Source organism: Microcystis sp. M53603_WE2, from assembly GCF_030065435.1.
This window is the reverse complement of sequence record NZ_JASJFF010000786.1, coordinates 1-4,806: the sequence shown is the minus strand read 5'-3', so window position 1 is coordinate 4,806 and position 4,806 is coordinate 1. Positions and strand designations below refer to the sequence as shown.

Annotated in this window: 4 protein-coding genes; 2 read left to right on the top strand and 2 right to left on the bottom strand. The window is 45.4% G+C overall.

Going from position 1 to position 4,806, the window contains the following annotated elements:
* Nucleotides 1–383: 383 nt before the first annotated feature.
* Nucleotides 384–1,088: a ribonuclease III gene (gene rnc / locus PX481_RS16815; protein WP_288095089.1), complete on the top strand. Its 705-nt coding sequence runs from the start codon at nucleotides 384–386 to the stop codon at nucleotides 1,086–1,088.
* Nucleotides 1,089–1,104: 16 nt separating this feature from the next.
* On the opposite strand, the gene PX481_RS16810 is transcribed toward rnc, so the two are convergent.
* Together PX481_RS16810 and PX481_RS16805 are read right to left on the bottom strand one after the other, a co-directional pair.
* Nucleotides 1,105–2,175 carry a WD40 repeat domain-containing protein gene (locus tag PX481_RS16810; protein WP_002761807.1) on the bottom strand — a complete coding sequence of 357 codons (1,071 nt, stop codon included), beginning with the start codon at nucleotides 2,173–2,175 and terminating at the stop codon, nucleotides 1,105–1,107.
* 87 nt (nucleotides 2,176–2,262) lie between these two features.
* Nucleotides 2,263–2,556, bottom strand: coding sequence for a hypothetical protein (locus tag PX481_RS16805; protein ID WP_288056236.1), 294 nt, complete (start codon nucleotides 2,554–2,556; stop codon nucleotides 2,263–2,265).
* A 433-nt stretch (nucleotides 2,557–2,989) separates the two neighbouring features.
* Between PX481_RS16805 and PX481_RS16800 the strand changes: the two genes are divergently transcribed.
* Nucleotides 2,990–4,806, top strand: a 1,817-nt coding sequence (locus tag PX481_RS16800) for a glycoside hydrolase family 57 protein (RefSeq protein ID WP_288095088.1), incomplete at its 3' end; no start/stop codon positions are given.

Here is a 4,806-nt window from a genome sequence, read left to right as displayed (position 1 = left end):
CTTCCGTGAATTCTAGGTTAATCATGTTTTTAATGAGTGCTTTGCTTCTAATTATGACTCTTAAACTATATTATTGTCCTTGAGTAAAAAATGCAAGTTGTAGCCGTGCAAAGTATATCTTAATTCTATCTCCCCCAGAGTCCCGAAAGAGCGTTAGCATCTTTAAAGCCGTATTTTTGATAACGGTTGAGAAATTCTCTGTGAGGTTTTTCTAGACTGTTGGTAAAGGTAATCCTTCTTTGAGTATAACGCTACAGGTGAGATAAGCTGTTGTGCATTTAAACTGGGTATGAGGACGTTACAAAACAAACTGAGAAACTCACTCTCTCCCCTCTCCCCTCTCCTCTCTCCCCCACACCCCAACACCCCTTCTTCCCGCTCCCATGTCCTTAAGTGATCCGCGTCGCCAAAAACAATTAAAAACCCTAGTGGAAAAGCTGGGTTTATCGGCTGATGTCCCCGTCAGGTGGGATTTATTAGATTTAGCTCTAACTCATCCCAGTATTTCCCGTGATAAGAATTATGAACAATTAGAATTTGTGGGCGATTCTGTGGTAAGACTCGTGGCGGCGGAGGTATTGTTAGAAACCTATCCAGAGGAACTCGTGGGGGAATTTGCCGCCCTGCGATCGATGATGGTTAGCGATCGCACTCTGGCGGAATTTGCGGATCGCTACGGTTTCGAGCGTTATTTGTTGGTTTCAAGTAGTACGAGTATTGACCGAGCGGGGAGAATTTCGCGACTAGCAGACGCTTTTGAGGCGGTCTTGGGAGCATTATATCTTAGTACACAGACTATGGTTTTAGTGCGTTCTTGGCTAGATGAACCACTAAGGGAAAAAGCGGCCGAAATTCGTCGAGATCCGGCCCGACAGAATTATAAGGATGCCTTGCAGGAGTGGACACAAGCAACATACAAAAAACTGCCGCAATATTTAGTAAAAGAAATCAATGGCTTAGATCAAGAACGTTTTTGTGCGGAAGTGTGGTTAAATGAGCAGAAATTAGGAGTGGGAACTGGCAGAAGCAAAAAAGCAGCGGAACAGGCAGCGGCTAAATCAGCTTTTCTAGAAGTGGTTAAAGGCTAAATGAAGATATTTTTGCCTAACGGACGAATTGCCAGAGGCGAATTTTAAAATCATAATTACCACTAGCCAAATACTGCCCATCGGGACTAAAAGCCAGGGATTCCACCCAGTCGGAATTATTATCAAACCAGGCCAACTGTTTACCCGTCGTCACATCCCATAAACGCACACCGTCATTACTGGCACTAGCGAGAATTTGTCCGTTAGGATGGAGTGCGAGGGAACGGATTCGGGCCGTATGACCGATGAGGGTAAATAATAACTTATTATTGCTCGTATCCCAGATTTTAATCGTGCGGTCTAAACTACCCGTAATTAAATTTTTACCGTCGGGACTGTATAAAAGCTTGCTAACCGCTTGGGGATGGGCGGAAAATTTCGACAAAAATTTGCCCTCGCGGATGTCCCAAAAATTTACCTCACCGTTTTCATGACCACTGGCAAGGGTGACACCATCGGATTTCACCCCTAGGGAATAAACAAAATTACCCACCCAATTTAAACGATAGAGGGGACGGCGGGGAGGTTGCACTGTCCAGAGGCGAATTCCTTCCAAACCACCACTAATTAACGTTTTACCATCGGGAGTAACCGTAAGGGCGAGGACAGTATTACCGTGTTCGAGGGCAATTCCTAAATACTTGCCTTCCACCAGATTCCAAAAATTAATAGAACCATCTAAACCGCTACTAACTAATAATCTTTCGTTGGGACTAATGGCTAAAGCTTTGACGCTGGTTCTTTGGGCGCGAGTTTGGGAGACTTTTTGACCTGTTTTCACTGACCAAATTCTCAGGAGAGGATCCGTATCACTACCACCAGCGAGAACAAATTGGTTATCGGGGCTGAAAATCACAGCATTAGGGGTGGATTGTTGCCCTTCTAGGGTTTTAGCGAGGGTAAGTCTGCCTAAACCTGCTACTGGGATAGTTTCTGGGGTTTTTTGGCCACTTGCAGCCGCGGGTTTAGGGGGAGCAATAGGACTTTGGGCCTGACTAAGCTGATGTTGCCCGATTGTCAGCGTGGTTAGAACACTGACCACAATTGCCCCGACAAGTTTCTCCCCACCCGTAAATCGGAATTTCATAAATTTAGTTGAATATTAACAAATGAACGGTGCTATAGATTCTAGCCTTTGAGGGGATTGATTGCCAAGCAAGGTGAAATTTTTGAGCTAAGAAGGTCGATTTTTTTCGTTTTTCAGGGTTGGTAAAGCTACTTGACCCGATTGGGGCGGTAAATAGTATCTCGCTGCTTCTTCTCTGTTGATTTGCTCGGTTTTTTGGCCCTGTCGCCACCTGGCGAAGATAGCGATCGCCATAATCGTTGCCCCTAAAGATAGCAGTGTCCATCTTTGTCCTACAACCCCGATGATGACATCTACTGCCGCTGCGGTAAAGATAAAGCTAGTTATTGGTTCTTGACGGTAAGCTTTCTTGAGAAAACGCGGCCAGAGGAGATTACTCATTTTATCTATTATTTCTACGGTTTCGATAATTCCAGCTTATCCTAAATAGTTGGACAAAGGTAAAGTTAAGTAGCTGGTTATAATTAAATTAAAAATGGATTTTAGGTTTGATCCCCCCTGCCCCCCTTGATAAGGGGGGTGCCGATAGGCGGGGGGATCTGAAAGTTTTTAATACCTATCTACTTAACTGTGGGGTAAGGAGTCGGTCGTCGGTCGTCAGTAAGAATTGCGGCAATTGAACTCCCAATACTCATCACCGGAGAATCCGATCCTTTAACAAATACAAAGAGACGATACCCCCTCAAAACCAGTTGATAGGATTATGGTAGTGACCGAAATCAACTTTTAAGAATCTATAATGGGCTTTATTGTCCATTATTATCTAATATAACGGCTTTAAAGCCTGTTATATGCACTTTTCCTCGGTATTATCATGGCCTATCCTCTCTACGTCGCTTTTATTTGGCATCAACACCAACCCCTCTACAAATCCTGTCAAACTCGCACCGATGCTTCGGGACAATATCGCTTACCCTGGGTGCGACTGCATGGGGTGAAAGATTATCTCGATTTAATCCTGATTCTAGAACGTTTTCCCAAATTACACCAAACTGTCAACCTTGTCCCCTCTTTAATCCTGCAATTAGAGGATTACGTCAACGGACTAGCTATAGACCCCTATCTTGCCCTCACCGTCACCCCAGAAGCGCAGTTAACCCTGGCACAAAAACACTTTATCCTCGAACACTTTTTCGATGCTAACCATCGTACCCTGATCGATCCGCACCCCCGTTACGGGCAATTATACGCACAGCGTCAAGAAAACGGTCATAGTTGGTGTATTAGCCATTGGCATCTCCAAGATTATAGCGATCTCTTGGCTTGGCATAACCTCGCTTGGATCGATCCTATCTTTCACAGTGACCCAGAAATCGCTGCCTGGTTAGAACAGGGAAAAAACTTCACTTTAAGCGATCGCCAGCGAATTATCTCCAAACAGCGTCAAATTCTGCGTCGTATCTTGCCGCAACACCGGTTAATGCAGGAAACCGGACAACTAGAAATCATTACCAGTCCCTACACCCATCCAATTTTACCCCTGCTGGCCAACTCGGAAGCCGGCCGGGTAGCAGTGCCGAATATGACCCTTCCTCGGCAATATTTCCACTATCCTGAAGATATTTCCCGCCATCTCCAGAAAGCTTGGCAAATCTATATCGATCGCTTTGATAAACAACCTCGAGGACTTTGGCCCTCGGAACAATCCGTTAGTCCCGCGATTCTCCCCGCTGTCGCTAAACAGGGTTTTCAGTGGTTATGTTCCGATGAGGGGGTGTTAGGTTGGTCTCTGGGACATTACTTTCATCGCGACGAAAAAGGCAATATTAGCGAACCAGAATTGCTTTATCGTCCCTACTGTCTGGAAACTAGCAACGGCAATTTATCGATGGTTTTCCGCGATCATCGTCTCTCGGATCTGATCGGATTTAGCTATAGTGGCATGAAAGCAACCGAGGCCGCTACAGACTTAGTTAAACACCTAGAAGCGATCGCCGAACAACTGAAAACCAACGCAGAAACCACGACCCTAGAAAAACCCTGGTTAGTTACCATTGCGCTAGATGGCGAAAACTGCTGGGAAAACTATCATCAAGACGGTTTACCCTTCCTAGAGAATCTTTATCAACTTTTAAGCGACCACCAAGCGATCGAATTAGTCACCGTCTCCGAATATCTCGATCGCTTTCCCGCTAATGCAAAAATTCCTGTCAATAAACTTCATAGCGGCTCTTGGATCGATGCCAATTTTACCACTTGGATCGGCGATCCCGCTAAAAATAAAGCTTGGGAATATCTAATTTTAGCCCGTCAAACCCTCGCTAATCACCCGGAAGCGACGGAAGATAATAACCCCGACGCGTGGGAAGCATTGTATGCAGCGGAAGGTTCCGATTGGTTTTGGTGGTTTGGTTATGGCCATTCCTCCAATCATGACGCAATTTTTGACCAACTTTTCCGCGAACACCTGATCGCCCTCTATCAAGCTTTAAATGAGCCAATTCCCTCCTATTTGCTCGAACCGGTGGAAGAACACGGAGATAAACAAAGTAATCGTCCACTAGCTTTTATTCACCCCATTATCGACGGTTTTGGGGACGAACAGGATTGGGATAAAGCTGGACGGATCGAAATTGGCGGCGCCAGTGGTACAATGCACCGGACTTCCTTAGTACAAAGACTCTTTTTCGG

Bases quoted from the DNA above. Each gene is read 5' to 3' on its own strand.
- rnc (WP_288095089.1), top strand. From the start codon at position 384: ATGTCCTTAAGTGATCCGCGTCGCCAAAAACAATTAAAAACCCTAGTG.
- PX481_RS16810 (WP_002761807.1), bottom strand. From the start codon at position 2,175: ATGAAATTCCGATTTACGGGTGGGGAGAAACTTGTCGGGGCAATTGTG.
- PX481_RS16805 (WP_288056236.1), bottom strand. From the start codon at position 2,556: ATGAGTAATCTCCTCTGGCCGCGTTTTCTCAAGAAAGCTTACCGTCAA.